Annotated in this window: 11 protein-coding genes and 1 pseudogene; 8 read left to right on the plus strand and 4 right to left on the minus strand. The window is 60.6% G+C overall.

Annotation, left to right across the window (positions count from 1 at the left end; translation table 11 throughout):
* Positions 1 to 80 precede the first annotated feature (80 nt).
* Genes GMO_RS00845 through GMO_RS00855 form a run of 3 tightly spaced genes read left to right on the plus strand, consistent with a single transcriptional unit; the run spans position 81 to position 4,377 of the window.
* On the plus strand, positions 81 to 1,802 hold the full coding sequence (locus GMO_RS00845; protein WP_008850334.1) for a capsular polysaccharide export protein, LipB/KpsS family: 1,722 nt from the start codon (positions 81 to 83) through the stop codon (positions 1,800 to 1,802).
* Positions 1,799 to 3,178, plus strand: a complete 1,380-nt coding sequence (locus GMO_RS00850; protein ID WP_008850335.1) for a capsule biosynthesis protein — start codon at positions 1,799 to 1,801, stop codon at positions 3,176 to 3,178. The genes GMO_RS00845 and GMO_RS00850 overlap by 4 nt, the downstream gene beginning before the upstream one ends.
* Positions 3,175 to 4,377, plus strand: coding sequence for a glycosyltransferase family 4 protein (locus GMO_RS00855; protein WP_008850336.1), 1,203 nt, complete (start codon positions 3,175 to 3,177; stop codon positions 4,375 to 4,377). Before GMO_RS00850 ends, GMO_RS00855 begins: the two co-directional genes overlap by 4 nt.
* Positions 4,378 to 4,406: 29 nt before the next feature.
* Here GMO_RS00855 and GMO_RS00860 read toward each other — a convergent pair whose 3' ends face one another.
* Positions 4,407 to 5,090, minus strand: a complete 684-nt coding sequence (locus GMO_RS00860; RefSeq protein ID WP_040507322.1) for a Fe2+-dependent dioxygenase — start codon at positions 5,088 to 5,090, stop codon at positions 4,407 to 4,409.
* A 220-nt stretch (positions 5,091 to 5,310) separates the two neighbouring features.
* Between GMO_RS00860 and GMO_RS00865 the strand changes: the two genes are divergently transcribed.
* From GMO_RS00865 to GMO_RS00880, 4 genes are read left to right on the plus strand one after another with little or no spacing between them, the layout of a single operon-like run.
* Positions 5,311 to 5,574 carry a metal-sensing transcriptional repressor gene (locus GMO_RS00865; RefSeq protein ID WP_008850338.1) on the plus strand — a complete coding sequence of 88 codons (264 nt, stop codon included), beginning with the start codon at positions 5,311 to 5,313 and terminating at the stop codon, positions 5,572 to 5,574.
* A 10-nt stretch (positions 5,575 to 5,584) separates the two neighbouring features.
* Positions 5,585 to 6,874, plus strand: coding sequence for a TolC family protein (locus GMO_RS00870; RefSeq protein WP_008850339.1), 1,290 nt, complete (start codon positions 5,585 to 5,587; stop codon positions 6,872 to 6,874).
* Positions 6,871 to 8,028 carry an efflux RND transporter periplasmic adaptor subunit gene (locus tag GMO_RS00875; protein WP_008850340.1) on the plus strand — a complete coding sequence of 386 codons (1,158 nt, stop codon included), beginning with the start codon at positions 6,871 to 6,873 and terminating at the stop codon, positions 8,026 to 8,028. Before GMO_RS00870 ends, GMO_RS00875 begins: the two co-directional genes overlap by 4 nt.
* 9 nt (positions 8,029 to 8,037) lie before the next feature.
* Positions 8,038 to 11,091, plus strand: coding sequence for an efflux RND transporter permease subunit (locus GMO_RS00880; protein WP_008850341.1), 3,054 nt, complete (start codon positions 8,038 to 8,040; stop codon positions 11,089 to 11,091).
* Positions 11,092 to 11,104: 13 nt separating this feature from the next.
* On the opposite strand, the gene GMO_RS00885 is transcribed toward GMO_RS00880, so the two are convergent.
* The 3 genes and pseudogenes from GMO_RS00885 to GMO_RS13470 all read right to left on the minus strand — a co-directional run bounded on the left by GMO_RS00885 (position 11,105) and on the right by GMO_RS13470 (position 16,078).
* The gene (locus GMO_RS00885; protein ID WP_008850342.1) at positions 11,105 to 13,123 is read right to left on the minus strand and encodes a hypothetical protein; all 2,019 of its coding nucleotides are present in this window, start codon (positions 13,121 to 13,123) and stop codon (positions 11,105 to 11,107) included.
* Between the two features lie 205 nt (positions 13,124 to 13,328).
* Positions 13,329 to 14,963: pseudogene (locus GMO_RS00890) on the minus strand (lactate permease LctP family transporter).
* A 329-nt stretch (positions 14,964 to 15,292) separates the two neighbouring features.
* Positions 15,293 to 16,078 (minus strand): glycosyltransferase family 4 protein, encoded by a 786-nt coding sequence (locus tag GMO_RS13470; RefSeq protein ID WP_008850346.1) that lies wholly within the window; start codon positions 16,076 to 16,078, stop codon positions 15,293 to 15,295.
* On the opposite strand from GMO_RS13470, the gene GMO_RS13475 reads away from it, so the two are divergent.
* Positions 16,077 to 16,418, plus strand: a complete 342-nt coding sequence (locus GMO_RS13475; RefSeq protein WP_050801369.1) for a hypothetical protein — start codon at positions 16,077 to 16,079, stop codon at positions 16,416 to 16,418. The genes GMO_RS13470 and GMO_RS13475 overlap by 2 nt on opposite strands.
* Positions 16,419 to 16,455: the final 37 nt, after the last annotated feature.

The following is a 16,455-nucleotide window of genomic DNA, read 5'->3' on the forward strand; positions in this document are numbered from 1 at the left end:
TAAGAGAAGGTTTTGGATAGAACCGGCTCTCTATGGCACTTTGAAGTTGGCGGGGCAATTTTGATTATCGGGTCTTCAGAATGCAGGGCATCAAACGGAATGCCAGACCCCATGCCATGCTGAACCCGTTAAGACTTCCTCCCGCCCGGTTTCATGACGTCCCTTCGCTGGGGCGGATTGTGGCGCCATGGCCCGAAGTGCCTTCTGCTGTCGGTAAGGGAACGAACACCCTTGAGCGCCTGCGGACAGAGCGGCTTGGGGGGACGTTCTGGAGGCCGCAGGCGGCCGGACACGGCCCAGTGCCCCATCTCGTGTCCCTGTTGTCCGATAATCCGTCAGGTCTGGAACTAATTCGTCGTCTGACGGAGCGCTTTGGCGCGCAGTCTGTCCTGGTGATTGCTGGAGAGGCTGTCACGTCCGTTCTGCCGGTGGAGGCAGGCGTCCATATCCTGCGCAATGTGGAGCCGCATAGCCTTCTGTGCCGGACGGGTCATGTCTGGGCTCTGGATGTCGACGACTGGGCCATGCTCGGGCTGGTTCATGGCTGTACCGTCACTGTCCTGAACGGTGCCGTGGAAACACGTCTTCACCCGTCTGATCTGGAGCACTGGCTAAGGAACGGGATCGTCTGGCGCAGTCCTTTCACACAGGATAGGCTGGACCTCGAGGACGCCATCGAGGTGTTGTCCGATGCCCGGCGGTTCTGGGAGCAGACACGGGGGATTGGGGTCTGTGTCGGTATGGCCTGGTGGAAACGGGCGCGGATGGCGCAGTTTCTGGACGGTCCTTTTCCACCGCCTGTCTTCCGCAGGACAGCGAAAGCGGCGGTGCGCGCAGCCTGCGCTCGAAACGGGGAGATCGCGGTCTGGACCAGTCGCGTGCCGCCCGGTCTGCGCAGACAGGCGCATCGCGCCGGGAATGGTGTGCGGCAGGTCGAGGATGGCTTTCTGCGCTCGGTCGGCTTGGGGAGCGATCTTCTGCCACCCTCCTCGATCGTGATTGACGGGAGGGGGATCTATTTCGATCCGTCCCGCCCCAGTGATCTTGAGCACCTCTTGGCGACCACGGAATTCACGCCTTCCCTTCGGGACAGGGCGCGACGGCTGACAAAAACGCTGGTTGAGCGCAACATCTCCAAATACGGCGCAGATGCAGCGGCTGGTCCGGCATTTCAGGCAGCGCCAGGACAGACGGTTATTCTCGTGCCCGGGCAGGTTGGAGATGATCTGTCTATCCGTCTGGGATGCTGTGACGTCAGGGACAATCTTTCTCTGCTTCAGACGGTTCGGGCGCGGAATCCGCAGGCTTACGTAATTTTCCGCCCGCATCCGGATGTGGATGCGGGGCACCGCGCCGGAGCCATTCCCGACCGACAGGCGTTGCTTCATGCAGACAAGGTACTGCGCGGCGGCGCCATGACGGCCCTGATCCGGCAGGTGGATGAAGTTCACACCATGACCTCGCTGGCGGGCTTCGAGGCTCTGCTGCGCGGAAAGAAAACCGTGACCTACGGACAGCCGTTCTATGCCGGGTGGAGCCTGACGCGGGACATGGCGCCTCCTGTGTCACGGCGTGGACGTATGCTGCTTCTGGAAGACCTCGTGGCGGCGACGCTCATTCTTTACCCTTGTTATCTGGACCCCGTGACCCGGTTGCCCTGTGGACCCGAAATCCTGATCCAGCGCCTGTCGCAGTCTGAACTGTGGCAACCGGGTCTGGTAATCCGCCTGCGTCGGTTGCAGGGGCGCCTGCGCCGTCGCCTGTCGCGACTGCTGATGTTACTGAAAAGAGACATGCCATGATGACGGTTCCTCCGGAAACCAGTCTGCCTCCGCGTCCCGAGCCGGAGCTGGCAACACGCCGGTTCCTGTTGCTTCAGGGGCTGATGGGACCGTTTTTCGAGCGGGTGGGACGACGTCTGCTGGATGAAGGGTATGGCGTTACCAAGATCAACTTCAATGGTGGAGACCGGCTGTTCTGGCGTCTGCCGGACGGGGTGGACTATCGCGGAACGCTGCAGGCCTGGCCGGATTATCTGAAGCGGTTCATTCAGCAGGAGGGCATCACCGATGTTCTGCTGTTCGGAGACTGCCGGGTTCATCACGCTGCTGCGCTGGAGGTCTGTCGGGATCTGCATGTGCCGGTGCATGTCTTCGAGGAAGGATATCTCCGCCCGGACTGGGTGACACTGGAACTTGGTGGAGTGAACGGTCATTCCAAGCTCCCCCGCGATCCGGAATATTATCTGGAGGAAGCATCCCATCTTCCGCCCGCGCCCGTGCATAAGCCGGTTCCTTCTTCCTTCCGTCGCCGGGCGGCTGAAGGTATTGCCTATAATACGGCCGATATCCTGACGCGCTGGTATTATCCGTACTGGACCAACCACCGCCCGTGGCACCCCATTGTCGAAGGGTTCGGCTGGCTTCGTCGTCTGTCGGGCCGTCGGGAAGCCGCGCAGCGCAGTGAGGAAACGATGCGTCGGCTGAAGGCAAGCGGCGCACCCTACATGCTTTTTCCCCTTCAGTTGAATGCCGATGCCCAGATCAGGCTGCATTCCGGTTTCAGCGGAGTGCAGGAAGCGATCGAGCGTGTCATTACCTCCTTCGCCGCCGCTGCCCCGCAGGAAATGCGACTGATCATTAAAGAACATCCCCTTGATAACGGGATGCATGACTGGCGGCGGATCATCGCGAAAATCGCGCGGCGTCATGGGGTTCTTGGGCGTATCGGCTATGTAGAGAAAGGCGATATCGCTTTGATGGTCCGCGAGGCGAAAGGCGTTGTGACTATCAACAGCACGACGGGAACCCTGGCTATTGCGTCAGGTGTGCCCGTCATCACCATGGGGCAGGCGATCTACAATATTCCGGGTATTACCCATCAGGGCAGCCTTGACGGGTTCTGGACTAGCCCCCAGGCTCCTGATCCCGAGGTTTTCGCGGCTTTCCGGCGTGTCTTGATCGAATACTGTCTTGTTCCCGGCGGCTTCTTTTCGGAAACGGGTCTGAACACGCTGATCGAGGCGGTCATAAAGCGGCTTGAACGCCATTGTCCCATCCGCTTCGCCATGGCGATGGAAGAGAAGGGCGAGAACGTCGCCGCCTGGGACTGCCTGCGCGATCCGATCCTCGGTTTTTCCAGTCGGCTGGCCGATATCGTGGGGGCCTCTTCGGAATGACGACGCCGTCCACGGTCTATCTGCTCGATATCTCCCGTATCCTGGCCCGCGCCGAAGAGGCGGTTCCGACGGGGATCGACCGCGTGGAACTGACTTATGCGCGTTACCTTCTGGCACATCGTCCGGACCGTGTCCTGTTCTGTGCCCTGCACCCGATCGGCGTAATGGGGGGAATTACGACGGAACTGGCGGCAGAGTTGGTTTCAGCGCTTGCGGCGAAATGGGACGAGCAGGCGCAGGACATTTCTGTCTCGAAGCTGAAGCAGAAGATCCGCCGGACGCTTCTGTTGCAGCGCCTGCCGAAAAGACCGGGTCTGGTTCATCTGCTGGTGTCCCATCACCATCTGACCCGCCCCCGTGCCATCCAGTCGCTTCTGAAGCGGACCGGTGCGCGTTTCGTGCCGATGATCCAGGACCTTATTCCGCTGGAGTTTCCGGAATACGCCCGGCCGAAGGAGCCCGCGCGTCATGCCGAGCGCATGAAGACGGTGGCGCGGTTCGCGGATGCGGTAATCGTGACGTCCACGGCGGTTCGTCAGTCGCTTGAGCGCTGGCTGAAGGAAAAGGAAGACCGGACGCTTCCGGTCTGGCACGTGCCGCTGGGCGTCGCAGATGTGTCGGGGACGGATATCACGTCTGCAACCGTGCCTGTTCCTGTCCGGCCCTATTTCGTGTGTCTCAGCACCATCGAGCCGCGCAAGAACCATCTGCTGCTGCTGAATGTCTGGCGTCGGATGGTAGAGCAGATGGGCAACAGGGCGCCCATGCTGATCGTGATCGGTAAGCGGGGCTGGGAGAACGAGAACGTCGTGGACATGCTGGAGCGCTGTCCGGCGCTCAAGGGAAATGTCATTGAGTACAATGTCCTGTCTGATCAGGATGTGATCAAACTGCTCAGATACAGCCAGGGACTGTTGTTTCCATCCTTTACGGAGGGGTTCGGGCTGCCGTTGGTGGAAGCCCTGTCGCTCGGGGTGCCGGCTATCGCGTCCGATATTTCCGTCCTGCGGGAGATCAGCGGGAATGTGGCCGAATATCTTGATCCACTGGATGGTCCCGCCTGGCAGAAGGTTATTCTGGAGTTTGCGGAAAATGGTCCGCGTCGGCAGGAACAGATCCGCCGCCTTGATGGGTGGAAGCCCGTGAGCTGGGATGACAGCATCGCACAGGCATTGGCAGTGATCGAAGGCGCGTTCTGACCGCATCCAGAGGGAGTGTCACGTGGGCGTCAGAGTTCGGCCCACTGGCGCAACAGGTTGTGGTAGGTGGAGGTCAGGCCCAGAACGGCGGGATGGTCGTCAGGCAGGGCTTTGCGCGTTTCAATGATCGAACAGTCGAATTCGTAAAGCAGGGCCCGCTTCGTGTCGTCCCGGACCATGGACTGGGACCAGAAGAAAGACGCCCAGCGGCTGCCGCGTGTGACCCTGCTGACGCTGTGCAGGCTCGTGGACGGATAGAGAACCATATGTCCCGCCGGTAGCTTCACGCTCTGATGGCCATACGTATCCTGGATGACCAGTTCGCCGCCGTCATATTCGTCCGGCTCCGTCAGGAACAGGGTGGAGGAAACATCCGTCCGGATGCGGAATCCCGCGCCAGGAATGGGCCGGATGGCGTTATCCACATGCGCGTTGAAATGCATTCCCGTATCGTAGCGGTTGAACAGGGGCGGAAAAACCCTCAGGGGGAAGGCCGCACTATTGAACGTCGAGTTCCGTCCCAGCGCACGGAGGATGATTTCTCCCAGTTCCCGGCATTCGGCAGAGTCCTGCGGGATCTGGAGATTGAGCTTCGCTTTGGCAGATTGCTCTCCTGCCGTGACGCGTCCGTCCGTCCATGTCGCGGCTTCCAGACGCTGGCGGCAGTACCGGACCTCCTCGGCGGACAGAACGTCTGGAATATGAAGCAGCATTGGTATGATCCTCCGGGCGGTAGAAAGCTGTTTCTGGCAAACGATACTGATATTGAGAATAACTCTCATAAAGAAATATCTAGAAGTGTTCAGGATCAGGTGCAAACCGGATAACGAAGAAAACGGAAAGTCGGGAATGGCCTGTGAATCCCTCCGCTGACGGGAAAAGCCGGAGTGATTGGATCTTGACATGACCCTCCCCCCGGGGGGATAGGGGAATGTGGCGCATCATTATCCCGAAATCGAGAAACGTCTGCGGCAGGCATGTGGTCATCTGGCTGGCATCCTGGCCATGATGGAGGACCGGCAGGATTGCCAGCAGCTTGTCCAGCAGCTTCAGGCCGTCGAAGGATCCATCCACAAGGCCAAGCGCCTCCTGATCGAGGAGCATGTCGGGCATTGCATCCTCGAGAGCCTGTCGCATGGAGACATGGATAGCGAAGAAGCGCGGGAGAAAATCGCCTCGCTGGTCAAATATCTCTAGCGGGCGCGGGATGGAGAGCCGGTTTTTCTTTCAGAAGAAAACATCCAGATGGACGGTTTTGCGGGTGCTGACCGGTTTGGCCATGTTCTGCCAGGCTGTGGACGCACATGCTGCGGCGGGCGGCGAGCTGACGGCGCCGCTGACGGTTCATGATGCCATCGCCGCCGCCTGGGAAAATGATCCGGTTCGCACCGAACTGAAAACCAACCGCGATTCCGCCGAGGCCCGTTCGAAAGCCGCGCAATCCTGGTTCGCTGGCGGCCCGACCCTCGAAGCCCAGTATTATGATGACCGGATCAGCGGCGAACCGCATGGTTACGTGACATGGCAGGGAGGGGTATCTGTGCCGCTCTGGCTGCCGGGGCAGGGTACGGCGACTGAAAACGTCGCCCGGGCTGAAGCGCAGACAGCGGTGATGAAGCTGGATGTGGAGCGCATGGCAGTTGCCGTGCGCGTCGTGGATGCGTCGGGTGCCGCCATCATGGCTCTCCGGCGGGAAACGGCGGCCGCAGCGACCGTCGCGGCCCTGACGCGTATTCGCTCGGATGTAGGGCGGGCTGAACGTGCTGGAGAAGTGGCCGCGGCAGACCGCCAGGCCGTGGAAGCGCAGCTCGCACAGGCGCAGACGGAGCGCGATATGGCGAGGGAGGAAATCGAGACTACGAAAAGTGCCCTGCGCATCCTGACGGGCCTGCCCGGTATTCCTGACATCACGCAGGCAGATAATCGCTGGCTGATCCGGACGCGCGCCAGTGATGCGCGCTGGGTGGAAGACATCGATCCTCGCGTGCGGGCCACGCATCAGGCCTCTCTGGCCGCGCAAGACCAGATGAAGCTGGCGCGCAAAAGCTACATGCCCAATCCGGAAGTTGGGATCGAGGCGATCGATCAGGGGCAGTACCAGAGCCCATGGGATACACAGGTCGGGGTGAATGTCCGGATTCCGCTGCCCAGTGAAGTGACGAACACCCCCATCGTTTCAGCGGCGAAAGATCGTATGGCAGCTGCAACTCGACAGGAAATCGAGGCCCGGCGCGCCGTCAGGAACGAAATGGCGCAGGTTCGGGCGCGGCTGGTTGCGGCGACGGGTGCGCTGACGAACAGCCGCATCGAAGCCAGCAGCATGTTGCGCCGGGCGGATGAGATGGAGCGTTCCTGGCATGTGGGCGAAACGCCCCTCATCGAGGCATTGAGGGCGAGAATGGATGCCTACCGGGCGTTGCTTGACCTTAACCGGGCGGAAATTGCATGGCACGGAGCCATCATCCGGATGGGTATTGCGACGGGAACCATTCCGTGAAGGTTTTTCTTTTTCTGGCTGGAATCTCCGTCTTGCTGCTGCCCCCGTCATCACGGGCGGCCTCTCCGCCCTGGCTTCAGCCGCAGACCCTGTCTTTCGAAGCCAGGCAAAGCGAGCATCTGGTGACGCAGCCCGCCCGGACGGGCACGCTGCATGAAACGGTGTCCGCCATGGCGACTGTCAGCGCCGACCTGTCCCGGACGGTCCTGATCCGCCCGACGGGAGATGGAAAGGTGACGGATGTTCTGGTGACGCCGGGGCAGAGCGTGCATGTCGGGCAGCCTCTCATCAACTACACCGATCATTCCCTACATGTTCTGGCGCTGCAGTCCCGGCAGATGCACGCAGCACTGCTCTCCGCACAGGCAGCGCTGTCCGAGGCGCAGGTCGCTTATCAGCGTGGGGAAAGCCTGTCGGGCAGTACGGTGTCACGAGGGGAAGTCAAGCGGCGGCAGGCCGCGGTGCAGGAAGCGCGGAGTATCGTAGCGGCCCGTGAGGCCGATATCGGCCTCATTGAGCATCGTCTGCATGAAGAGTTCAATTCCGTGACGGAAAGAGTCGTGAAGGATGAAGATTCGAGCCTGATTTCTCCCGTCAATGGGGTCGTGCAGTCTCTTCAGACGGCCGTTGCGGCGGATGTGATGCCGGGCCAGCCTGTGGCGACTGTGGTGGATCTCTCGACTGTCTGGATCATTGTCCGCCTTCAGGTGGGTGACGTCTCGCGGCTGGGTGTCGGAAGCGGAGTTCTGCTCCGGCCCGCCGGGGATGAAAACGCTCCGGCCTTGCATGCAACAGTCAGCACGGTCGACGGTGTGGCAGACCCCATGACGGGCCTTCTGCGGGTTGTCTGTGTGGTACACAATCCCGATCCTTCTCTCAGGCCCGGGACCATGATGGATGCCACGCTGGAAACTACTCACACTGCCAGCGGGGTGATCGTTCCGGCGGCCGCCATCCAGACGGTACAGGGACATGATCTGGTTTATGTCCAGACCCGAACCGGGGAATTCCAGCCCAATGAGGTCCGCGTCCGTCTGGAGGCGGCTGGTTCGGTTGTGGTGGAGGGAGATCTGAAAGCCGGTGACCTCGTGGTGACGGATGGCAGCTTTGCCCTGAAATCCATGGCGCTCGTCAGCGGGCTGGATACGGACTGACGCAACCGGATGTTTGAACTGTTCCAGACCAACCGTCTTGTCGTTCTGGGGTTGCTGGCCGCGGTGCTGGCCGGATGCCTGATGACGGTGCCGGGTCTTCCGGTCGAGCCCGTGCCGGATATTTCTCCGCGGCAGGTTCTGGTGTCTGTTACAGCTCCGGGGCTGGCGACTGAACAGGTTGAGCGGCTGATCACCTTTCCCATGGAGGCGGGCCTGACCGGAATTCCCGGGACGAGGGATCTGCGCTCAGTGTCGCGGTCGGGCGTGTCGGTCGTCTATCTCGAGTTCGATGATGGAACGGATATCGATCTGGACCGTGCCCGCGTATCCGAACGACTTCAAAGCGTCCGGGAAAACATGACCATACCGGGTGTCAGCGTCGCGATGGGACCACTCGCGACCGGTATGGGCGAGATCATGCAGCTTCAGATTGGCGGAGCGGGTTCTTCCCTCACGGATCTGAACCGCATGATGACCTGGACAGTGGCGCCGCAGCTCCGGCTGGTGCCGGGGGTGGTGGATGTCAACGTCAATGGTGGCGCGGCGGAGACGTTCCAGGTGGCGCTGGACCCGGCGCGTCTGCTGGCGCTCGGGGTGACAGTGGGGGATGTCTGCCGCGCCGTGGATGACAACAATGCCACTGCAGGCGGCGGATGGATCGTTCATCATGCCGAGCAGGAAGTCGTTGTCGGGCGTGCGCTGGTCGGCAGTCTGGATGATTTTGCTGCCATCCCGGTCAAGCTGGGACAGGACGGGCAGGCCATCCGCCTGCGAGATGTTGGTACTGTAAGGCTGGGTGCCAGAACACGGCTTGGGGCGGTCACGCGGGATGGAAAGGGCGAGGCCGTGGTCGGCGTCGTCATGATGCAGCAGGGAGCGAGCTCGAACGCCGTTCTGGCCGCTATCCGGCAGGCGCTTCCTGCCATCCGCCAGTCTCTGCCGCCCGGGGTCACGCTTGAGCCATTCTACAGCCGGGCAACCCTGACCGGACAGACGATCCGGACCGTGAAGGAAAATCTTCTGCTCGGAGCGGTTCTAGTTTTGGGCGTCCTGTTCGTGGTGCTGGGGGACTGGCGTGCGGCGGCGGTGATTGCCTCCGTCATCCCGGCGGCGCTGCTGATGGCGATGGCCGGCATGAGGTTTTTCGGTGTTTCGGCAAACCTGCTAAGCCTTGGTGCGATCGATTTTGGCATGATCGTGGACAGCTCGCTGGTCGTGATCGAGTATCTGATGGTGGAGCGTGAACGGCAGCAGGACCGTTCCCTGTCGCTGCTAGTAGCGGATGCCGCACGGGCCGTGGCCCGTCCGGTCAGTTTCGCCATCTTTGTCATCATCATGGTCTATCTGCCGATCCTGACCCTCCAGGGCGTGGAAGGGAAAATGTTTCGCCCCATGGCCGAGACTGTCATCATGGCGCTCCTAGCCTCGCTGGCATATTGCTTTGTCTGTGTCCCCGTGCTGGCGGCACTGATCATGGGTCACAGTCGTCCCCACCGGGAAACGGGTTTCGTCCGGCTCCTGCGGCGGTATTACGAACCAGGGCTGCGCTGGACGGAAGAACATGGCGGCAAGCTGATCCTCTTCACCGCATGTGCATTCCTGCTCGGCGTGTTTCTGGCGTCCCGGCTGGGGGGCGAATTCGTTCCCCAGCTTGAAGAGGGATCGCTTGTCCTGACGTCCACCCGGCTGCCCAGCGCCTCGCTTGCCACTGTTCTGCAGGGCGTAACGGAGCAGGAAAAGATCCTGCGCTCCTTTCCGGAAGTCAGCACCGTCGTCAGCAATACGGGAACGGCCGCTATTCCGACCGACCCGATGGGCACGAACGAGACGGATACATTCGTGTTCCTGAAGCCGAGATCGGAATGGAAGACGGCCTCCTCGCAGACCGCGCTGGTGGAAGCGATGGATGACGCCCTGCATCATCGTCTGCCTTCGGCGGCCTATTCCTGGTCCCAACCGATTCAGATGCGGATGGACGATCTGCTGTCAGGAGTGCGAACGCAGCTCGCCGTTTCGATTTACGGGGAGGATCTGTCGGTCCTGAGCCGGCTGGCGGATCAGGTGGCTGCAGCAATCCGTGGTGTGCCGGGGGCGGCGGATGTGGCGTCACAGGTCTCGGGACAGGTGCCGTTCCTGAACGTGGATATCAATCGCGATGCGGCGGCGCGGCTGGGCGTAACGGTGCAGGACATCCTGACCGCTGTGGAAGTGATTGGGGGGCATATCGGTCATCCGGTGACCGTCAGCAATGCAATCATCCCCACGGAAATCACGATGCGCCCCGATGCGGTGTCTTCCCCGGAAAAGATCGGGCGGCTTCAGATCCGGCGGTCGGACGGGCTGGGCTGGGTCCTGTTGTCTGAAGTGGCGCATGTCGCGCTTGTGGATGGTCCCCCCAGCATCACGCGGGACAATATCCGCCGCCGTCTCGTCGTGCAGGCCAATGTCCGCGGGCGGGATGTCAGTTCGTTCGTGGCTGCGGCGCAGAAGGCTGTGGAGCAGCAGGTAAAAATGCCCCCCGGTTACCGGGTGGTCTGGAGCGGGCAGTTCCGGAACATGCAATCTGCCCTGCGGCGGCTTGCCATCGTGGTGCCGCTCTCCCTGGGGCTGATTTTTCTGCTGCTGCTGGCAGCTTTGGGCTCGATGCAGGCCGCTGCGCTGGTTTTCGTCAACCTGCCCGTTGCTGCGACGGGGGGGATCATCGCTCTGACCCTGCGCGGGCTGCCCTTTAGTATCGCGGCGGGGATCGGGTTCATCGCTCTGTTCGGCGTAGCGATCCTCAACGGGGTCGTGCTGGCGAGTCAGATCAGGATTTTCCGTCGTGAGGGAATGCGCGCGGCAGAGGCAGCGTTCCAGGGGGCGCGAGCGCGTTTCCGTCCCGTCATAGCCACGGCCTCCGTCGCCAGTCTGGGTTTCTTTCCGATGGCCTTTTCGAATGGATCGGGCGCCGAAGTCGAGCGTCCGCTGGCGACGGTGGTGATCGGCGGGCTTGTGTCCTCGACGCTCCTGACGCTGTTCGTCCTGCCCACCCTCTATGCCCGGTTCTTCGGCAGGCAGGACTGACGCGCCGGAGTGCTTACTGGAAGGGTAGGTAACGGAAGTCGAAGAAGATCTGGCTCATGCTGGTATGCGGGTCGCCACCAATTCCTTTCCAAATTTCCCGCCGGGAATAGGCCAGCTGCGTACCGCCTTCGACTGTCCCGAAACGTCCCTTGAAGAAGCGCCACCAGGCGCCGATGGTGATTTCCGAGACTGCGCGCGTATTGGCCGTGCAACTCAGGGCTGACAGTTCCTGAAGGCACCCGGCGTTCGAATATCCCGGGTTTCCGTAGCCGTAGGGGCTTCCGTTTGAATCGAACCAGGAATGGCCGACGCGCTGTGTCCCTGCATAGCCATATACGTCGATCCGCTGGTTGGGGTGGGCGATGACGCCCGCCTGTGCCTGGACGCCGAAGAGCGGGTCCGGTGCGCCATTGGCCTTCAGGGTGGCATCCGGCAGCAGGACCGAGCCGTAGCGGTTGATTCCCCACCCGGCGAGACCGGCCATGCGAATTTCCAGCTTGCCGGGAATGACCGGGAGAATCATGGAGCCTCCCGCACCACCACCGATGGCAGTCTCGTTATGACCACTGTGGCCCATGCTGACGCGGTCATGAGGGAAATGGAGAATGCCTTCCACTTCGTAATGCCCCCATGTCGGGTCGTAGGCGACCTTGCCGATGACGTCGGGCGCGATTTCGTTGGAGAAATTGGCGGTGTCATTCGTCAGACCGACGCCGTTTTCTCCCAGTGTCACGATGGCGCCATTGGGCATGGAGACGGTGCCATTGCTGGCGCTGAAGCCTGTCGTGTCATACAGCGTGGCCGGATTTTCGATGGAGAAACCAGCCCAGAGTCGATGGTCAAAGAAATCCTTCACGACACGGACCTGCCATTGCCGCGCCCAGGTCTGGCCTGCCAGCATGGAAGATTCGATCGTTTCCGGAAGGCTTTCCTGACGGGCGACGATGCCGGCTCGTCCCGGTGTCAGCAGGCTCCAGGCCTGACCGCCCAGCAGATGCCATCCTGCCTTGTTGTCATCAAAGGCGATGTAGGCCTGCCTGAGGCGGAAGGAGTAGCTGTTACTTTCATACGGATCGGTCGTATCCGCGCCCGCGCCGAAGTCGGATTCGAAGAAACCGGAGATCGTGGACTCAGAGTTGATGTTGCCGCGCGCCAGAAGGGAAAGACGGCTGTAGCGCGCGCCCCCCGTGAAGTTGTTGGTATGATAACGCGGATCGTTCGGATACGGCATATCCTGCCAGTAATTGAACGTGTCGGAGGCGACATGCCTGTTTTCCAGCACGGACGCCGTATCGACAAAGCCGCCGAGCATGAGCGAAACCGGACCCAGATGGAAAACGCCATGGTCACCCACGGCGCCTGCGGACTGGGCGCCAATGGTTTCGCGTGGATGCGGGCCGACGCCGTTTTCCGCGAAATGGACCATGACATCTTCGGAGCGTCGTCCTCGGACGGCCACCTGCGTAGAGGTTCCGTGGTCGATGAGCCCTCTGCCTGTCGGGTCGAGGGTGACCCGGTCCCGCTGCGCGGTAGGGGCATTGGTATTGGTAGCTACCGTTCCAGCGTCCGGGGCAGGGGAGGCATTCGGGCTGGAAGGAGCAGCCGTGAAAGCAGTGGCGCCGGTTGTTTCCGTGGCGGCCGGTCCGTTGTTGGCTGCGGTGCGGGTAGACTGGCGGACAGGCGTATGTGACTCTGTCGCAAGGCGTGTGGGCGTTTTCAGGGAGTGACTGGCCGTAACGGTATTCGTGGCATGATTCGTCACGCTGGCACGGGTCGGACCTTGCAGGCTCCGGTGCCTGGCCATTTCCGTGCGCAGAAGCATCATGTCATGATTGATCTGGCGCTGTTCCTCCTGGACATGGGCCTGAGCCGCCTGGAGGCGGTTCATTTCCTGTTCCATGCGGCTGACGATATCATCGTCGGCATGGGCTTCCGGGAGCCATACAAAGACCCCGAGGGCCGTGCCCAGAAGCAGTAATCCACGGGCGGTCCGATGGGAGCACCGCAGAGCAGGAGAAGGGGAGAGGGACAACTACGCACTCCATGTCAAAAGATGACAGGAGTAGTTGCACGAATTTGTGAATCGTTCTGCTAAAAAAGATTTTCAGTGCGCTTTCCCTGTCGGAGAGACGCACGATTGCGTCACTCCAGAATCGGGCGCGCCTTCTTTCAGGAGAACGCGGCCGATCGTTTTCACTGCGTTTCAGGGTACGAGACCAGAGAGATGCTCAGAGAAGTCAGAGAAGATAGACTTCTATTGTCGTGATGACACCGATCAGAATGGCAAGAATAATGCTGCATTTCAGGGTAAAATGCAGCAGTTCGCCTTCCTTGCCCACAGGCCCGACGGCTGCGGAGGCCACGGCAATTGATTGCGGGGAGATCATCTTGCCGATGGCGCCCCCAACTGTGTTCGCACCCACCAGAACTTCGCTGCTGACGCCGATCTGCCGGCCCGTGGCGGCCTGTAGACCTCCGAATAGGGCATCCGAGGATGTGTCCGATCCGGTCAGGAAGACGCCGAGCCAGCCCAGAAGGGAGGCGAAGAACGTAAAGGCGCTGCCTGTCCGGGCAAGAACGAGGGCCAGCGTGGTGGATAGGCCGGAATAATTTGCCAGAAAGGCGAAGGCCAGCACCATTCCGATGGCGTAGATGGGAATGGCGAGCTCCCGGAGCGTGTCACCAAAGGTCTGGAAAGCTGCTGTCGGTTTCATCTTCAAAGCAAGAACCGAAACAATCCCGGCAAGCAGGATGGCTGTTCCTACGGAGGCCAACAGATCCAACTTGAAGACGGCATGGTAGGGCGTTGCCATCTCTATGACCGGCGGCATCTTTACGACGCGGTCATGCAGACCGGGAAAGGCAAAGATCAGGGTTGTCCAGCTGAGTGGGCCATCTGCCGTGAACAGGGCCTTGAAGGGGCGAATGCTCCACAGGGCGACGAAGAATGTCAGGATGATGAAGGGTGATCAGGCACGAAAGATCTGGCGTGGGGTGAAAGTATCTTTCGGGGAAGCCGTAAGGGGTTTTTCCGGGGACTGAAACTTGAAGATGTTTTTGGGCTGCCAGAATTTCAGAAAAACCGGAAGAATGACGAGCGTCATGAGTGGCGCGATGATGTCTGGAAGCTCCGGGCCAAGGAAAACTGCCGTACCTGTCTGGATCAGGGCGAAACTGTCGCCGGCCACCACAATGGCGGGCCATGTTTCCCGGATGCCCCGGACGCCGTCCGCTACGGCGACGAGCCAGAAGGGAATGAGAAATGCGATGAGGAAGAGCTGTTCCACTACAGTCCGGCCGACTTCGGCGGGATCAGCCCCGATGACCTGTGCCCCCACGATGACCGGAATGCCCATGGCTCCGAAAGCGCCCGGCGCAGCATTGGCGATCAAACACAGACCTGCCGCGTAGAGAGCTGGCACACCCAAGCCTACCAGCAGGGCCGTCGTGATGGCCACGGGCGCGCCGAAACCGGCGGCGCCTTCCAGGAATGCGCCAAAAGCATAGGCCACGAGCAGGATCTGGATCCGTTGGTCTTCCGAAACGGACGCGATGGAGTGACGGATGATGTCAAACTGACCCGTGCGTACGGAAACCTTGTAGAGAAAAACGGCGCCGATGATGATCCATGAAATGGGCCATAATCCATAAGCGAAACCGTAGAGACAGGCAGAAAGCGCCATCAGAACGGGCATGCCATAGCACGCAATGGCCAGTGCCAGCGTCAGACTGACAGTAATCGTACAGGCGATATGACCTTTCAGGCGCAGATACAGCAATGCAAAAAAGAAAAACAGGATTGGAATCAGGGCGACAAGACCGGAAATCCATATGTTTCCGATGGGATCGTAAACCTGTGTCCATAACGACATTGAAAAATCTCCCGGACTTAAAAAATAAGCGTTCAATAAAAAGAGAGGTATAAACTTATTTTTACAGCGGGATTAAAGGCATCACTTCGGATATCGGCAAAGGATTCCTGAAGGATTTATGATAACATTTGTGATATTTGTTACAATACTCAAGAATAGGATATTTTTAACATTTTTATTTCGTTTAAATTTTATAGAATTTATTTACTTTTCATTTAAGTGCTTTTTGTTTGACTGTCTCGGAATTTGATATTCTTCTTTAAGAAAAGGCCGGCATTTCGGCGGGATGACAGTATGCGGAAACGGGGCTTGGAGAGTATTTCCTGGCGTCAGGAAATGCTCTCCAAAATGATCCTGGCGCTGTCTGTCCATGGGACGGGTTTGAAGCGGGAACGGACCTGTTCTGTCCATTCGCCGAGAGCGGTCTGGTTTGTGATGGTGTCGTGGATGAGGCGGTAGGCGTCGTTGGTGTCGCGGGGATTGAAATAGTGCGTGAGGCTGCCGCCGGCTTCGGGGATGGAGGTCGTGCCGGAGGCCACGCAGGGGCGTCCCATGCTCAGGCTTTCCGTCACGGGCAGGCCCCAGCCTTCGAAGAAGGAGGGAAAGACGGTGAAGCTGCAATCGGCGTAGAGACGGCGCAGTTCGGCGTCGGTCGGGTTCTGGATGAAGCGGATCTTGCCGTTGAGCCAGCGGGCGTTTTCGAGCTGCTGCATGAGATCGGAAACGAGCCATCCCTCCCGGCCGGCGAAGACGAGGGTGGGGACCTGGTCTTCGGGCAGGTCTTCGAGAAGCCTGCGCCAGACACGGAAGAGCAGGGCGTGGTTCTTGCGGGCCTCGATGGTGGAGACGAACAGGACGTAGGGTCCGGTCACGAGGGGTTCGGTGGCGACGGGCATGTCGGCGAGGCCGAAGCCTGTGCCCAGCGGAATGGACTGGACGGTGATGGAAGTGCCGATGTCCTGTTCTGTCAGATAGGACTGTACGTCCGCGGCCGTGGCCTTGCTGTTGGCGAAAATGACGTCGGCCAGGGGCAGGACGGCGCGGTGCCAGGCGCGGAGATGTTGTGATGATGCCGCGGTCGCACCATTCGGGGCAGCGGACCGGCACGAGATCATGCATCAGCAGGCCATAGGACATGCGCAGGTCATCGCGCATCCAGCGGATGGTGTGGATGTAGTTCCGGTGGTGCCACGGGGCGCCGAGGGTCAGGAACACGTCACCGGGGCGGGCGGCGTCCGCCAGTTTCGTGCCCTCCATGTACTGTCCGGACCGGCCAGCGTTACGACGCTGGCTCAGCTTCCGCTGTCCGGCGCGCAGGGCCAGCCGCCCCAGCGTGGCGGGGAGGGTGCGCAGGCCGGCGAACGCCCGGCCTTCCGCCTGAAGGAAGGTGGACAGGACCTTTTCGGACGGCACCCTGTCGATGGATGGTGTGACGGGAGGGAGGGCTGCGGCTGAACCGCCTTTTCCCTTTCCATCGCCTGCCATGATCTGG

Source organism: Gluconobacter morbifer G707, assembly GCF_000234355.1.
In the GTDB taxonomy this organism is placed as follows: domain Bacteria; phylum Pseudomonadota; class Alphaproteobacteria; order Acetobacterales; family Acetobacteraceae; genus Gluconobacter; species Gluconobacter morbifer.

Bases quoted from the DNA above. Each gene is read 5' to 3' on its own strand.
- GMO_RS00845 (WP_008850334.1), top strand. From the start codon at position 81: ATGCAGGGCATCAAACGGAATGCCAGACCCCATGCCATGCTGAACCCG.
- GMO_RS00850 (WP_008850335.1), top strand. From the start codon at position 1,799: ATGATGACGGTTCCTCCGGAAACCAGTCTGCCTCCGCGTCCCGAGCCG.
- GMO_RS00855 (WP_008850336.1), top strand. From the start codon at position 3,175: ATGACGACGCCGTCCACGGTCTATCTGCTCGATATCTCCCGTATCCTG.
- GMO_RS00860 (WP_040507322.1), bottom strand. From the start codon at position 5,090: ATGCTGCTTCATATTCCAGACGTTCTGTCCGCCGAGGAGGTCCGGTAC.
- GMO_RS00870 (WP_008850339.1), top strand. From the start codon at position 5,585: ATGGAGAGCCGGTTTTTCTTTCAGAAGAAAACATCCAGATGGACGGTT.
- GMO_RS00880 (WP_008850341.1), top strand. From the start codon at position 8,038: ATGTTTGAACTGTTCCAGACCAACCGTCTTGTCGTTCTGGGGTTGCTG.
- GMO_RS13475 (WP_050801369.1), top strand. From the start codon at position 16,077: ATGCATCAGCAGGCCATAGGACATGCGCAGGTCATCGCGCATCCAGCG.
- GMO_RS13470 (WP_008850346.1), bottom strand. From the start codon at position 16,078: ATGATCTCGTGCCGGTCCGCTGCCCCGAATGGTGCGACCGCGGCATCA.